Source organism: Desulfovibrio sp. 1214_IL3152 (assembly GCF_036763055.1).
In the GTDB taxonomy this organism is placed as follows: domain Bacteria; phylum Desulfobacterota; class Desulfovibrionia; order Desulfovibrionales; family Desulfovibrionaceae; genus Desulfovibrio.
In genome coordinates this window covers 1-2,887 of record NZ_JBAIYW010000638.1, presented here as the reverse complement: position 1 = coordinate 2,887, position 2,887 = coordinate 1, and the positions used below count along the sequence as shown (strand labels likewise).

2 protein-coding genes and 1 pseudogene are annotated in these 2,887 nt (G+C 59.9%); 2 read left to right on the top strand and 1 reads right to left on the bottom strand.

Annotated features, from left to right (window positions below):
* Window positions 1–200, bottom strand: a pseudogene (gene mtnA / locus V6C07_RS13280) (S-methyl-5-thioribose-1-phosphate isomerase); the annotation flags it as partial.
* 359 nt (window positions 201–559) lie between these two features.
* On the opposite strand from mtnA, the gene V6C07_RS13275 reads away from it, so the two are divergent.
* Window positions 560–1,741: an aminotransferase class I/II-fold pyridoxal phosphate-dependent enzyme gene (locus tag V6C07_RS13275; RefSeq protein ID WP_333536953.1), complete on the top strand. Its 1,182-nt coding sequence runs from the start codon at window positions 560–562 to the stop codon at window positions 1,739–1,741.
* Window positions 1,742–1,926: 185 nt separating this feature from the next.
* Window positions 1,927–2,887 (top strand): homoserine dehydrogenase (locus V6C07_RS13270; protein ID WP_333536952.1); only part of this gene is annotated, 961 nt, incomplete at its 3' end.

Here is a 2,887-nt window from a genome sequence, read left to right as displayed (position 1 = left end):
GCCTCCCTGAGGGCCAGCACGCAGCCCCAGGCCGCCGTAACCCCGATGGCGGGCGCGCCGCGAACCACCATGGTTTGCAGGGCATAAACCACGTCTTCCACCGTGCGGCAGACAAAGTCGGCTTCCTGTGCAGGCAGAAACCGCTGGTCAAGCAGGTGCAGTTCAAAAGTCTGGTGATCAAAACGTATGTGGTCGTCCATGCTTTCCTCCGGTGGCATACCCTTTGACCATACAACACAATAGCCTGAAAGCAAAGACGGCCGGGCGTGGGTCAACTTCAGGCGCAGGATATGCCCGGCCCTGCCGTGACTAATGTAACAATGTGAAAAGAAGGGTTTAATTGTTTTTTGCAGTGTCGTGAAGCTTTACAAACAGGCTTTTCGCTGGCTATGCTGCACCACACTGAAGAGGACGCGCCCGCAGGCGTTTGCTGCGTCCGCGCCCAGGCGCGACAGCGCGCGACTTTTCAGGCAGCGCGGCCAGGCGCCAACGCAGACCGCGCCAACGCAAGGGCGCTTTTGCCTTTGACGGGACAATCATCATGCTCCGGAGCAGGACAATGGAAGAGTTTTCACGCATTCGCCGTCTGCCCCCCTACGTTTTCGCCGTGGTGGGGGACCTCAAGATGCAACTTCGTCGGCAGAATATCGACATCGTGGACTTCAGCATGGGCAACCCGGACATTCCCACGCCCGCCCCCATTGTGGAAAAGCTCGCCGAGGCCGCAGCCAAGCCCATCAACCACCGCTACTCCCTTTCCCGCGGCATTCCCAACCTGCGCAAGGCCGTGTGCGACCGCTACAAGCGCCACTTTGATGTAGATCTTGACCCGGACAGTGAAGCCATCGTGACTATGGGCTCCAAAGAAGGTCTGGCCCACCTTTCGCTCGCCATGCTTGAGCCGGGCGATGTGGTGCTTGCGCCGGACCCCACCTATCCCATCCACAAATACGCGCCCGTCATTGCAGGCGCGGATGTGCGCAGCGTACCCATCGGTCCCGGCCGCGACTTTTTTGAAGACCTTGAGGCCGCCATGCGGCATGCCTGGCCCAAGCCCAAGCTGCTTTTCCTCTGCTATCCGCACAACCCCACCACCGAAGTGACAGACCTGGCCTTTTTTGAAAGGATTGTCGACTTCGCCAAGGCCAACAACATCTGGGTCATCCACGACCTTGCCTATGCGGATCTTGTGTTTGACGGCTACAAAGCGCCGAGCTTTCTTCAGGCCAAGGGGGCCAAGGACGTGGGCGTGGAATTTTACACCCTGTCCAAAAGCTACTCCATGCCCGGCTGGCGCGTGGGCTTCTGCATGGGCAACAAGCAGCTTATTCACGCCCTCGGGCGCATCAAGAGCTACCTTGACTACGGCATCTTCCAGCCCGTGCAGATCGCGGCCACAGTAGCGCTCAACGGTTCCGAAGACTGTGTGAACAATATCTGCAATATCTACAAGGAGCGGCGCGACCGCCTCATTGACGGCCTGAACCGCATAGGCTGGGAAGCGCCTTCTCCCAAGGCCACCATGTTCGTGTGGGCGCGCATACCTGAAGCCTTTCGCAAGATGGGTTCGGTGGAGTTTTCCAAACTGCTGCTCACAGAGGCCCATGTGGCGGTTTCTCCGGGCCTGGGCTTCGGCTCCTACGGAGACGAGTTTGTGCGCTTTGCCCTGATTGAAAACGAGCACCGCACCCGGCAGGCCATCAGCAGCATGCGCAAGCTGCTGTCCGGCGCGTCCGACTAGAGGGGTTTCAAGGCCATATTGCAGGGAAACCGTGACAGAGAGCCTCATGAAAAGATAAAAACACCGGCGGATACCGCCCGCCAGGTAAAACGAACACACGAAGTCCGGGCCACACGGCCCGGACTTCGGCAAAAAAAGGTGCCTCATCAGTTACGGTGCGGCAACCGGGCACTTCAGGAGACATCATGACCAAGAACAGCGACAAGCCACTTGTAGTGGGTCTGGCCGGATTCGGCACAGTGGGCGGCGGCCTGGTGCGCCTGCTTGAAGAAAACGCGGACCTCATCCGCCGCCGCTCGGGTCGGGATATCCTGATCAGAAAGGTGCTCGTGCGCAATGCCAAAAAGGCGCGCAGCGTTCCCCTGCCCGAAGGGGCCGAACTGACCACCAATCCGCGCGATCTGACGGATGATCCGCAAATCGACGTGCTGGTGGAGCTTATGGGCGGCATTGACCATGCCCGTGACCTCATCGACCGCGCCCTGGATCAGGGCAAGCACATTGTCACGGCCAACAAGGCGCTGCTGGCCGAAGAGGGCCTTTCCCTCTTCCAGAAAGCCGACCGCAAAAAGCGCATCCTGCGCTATGAGGCCAGCGTGGCCGGGGCCGTACCCATTGTGGAGGCCCTCAAGGAAAGCCTTACGGGCAACCGCATCCAGTCCCTCATGGGCATTCTCAACGGCACAAGCAACTATATCCTGTCCGAAATGACCTCCAACGGACTGGATTTTGACGTTGCCCTCAAGCAGGCCCAGCAACTGGGCTATGCCGAGGCCGACCCCACCCTGGACATTGACGGGCATGACGCGGCCCACAAGCTCATTCTGCTTATCCGCCTTGCCTTCGGGGCCAACTATCCCTATACAGCTCTTTCCGTGCGCGGCATTCGCGGCCTTTCGGCGCTGGACATCCGTCTGGCCCGGGAATTCGGCTACCGCATAAAGCTCATCGGCCAGGTGAGGCAGGTTCCCTGTCCCGAGGAAAAAATCGGAGGCAACGATTGCGGCGAAGGCCCGGTGCGCCTTGAAGCCGGTGTTTTTCCCGCCCTTGTGTACCACAAGTACCTGCTGGCCCGCGTGGGCGGCGCGTACAACGCCGTGCGGGTGGATGCCAATGCCTCTGGTCCGCTCTTTTTCCACGGACGCG

Coding starts and splice junctions, on each gene's coding strand:
- V6C07_RS13275 (WP_333536953.1), top strand. CDS start 560: ATGGAAGAGTTTTCACGCATTCGCCGTCTGCCCCCCTACGTTTTCGCC.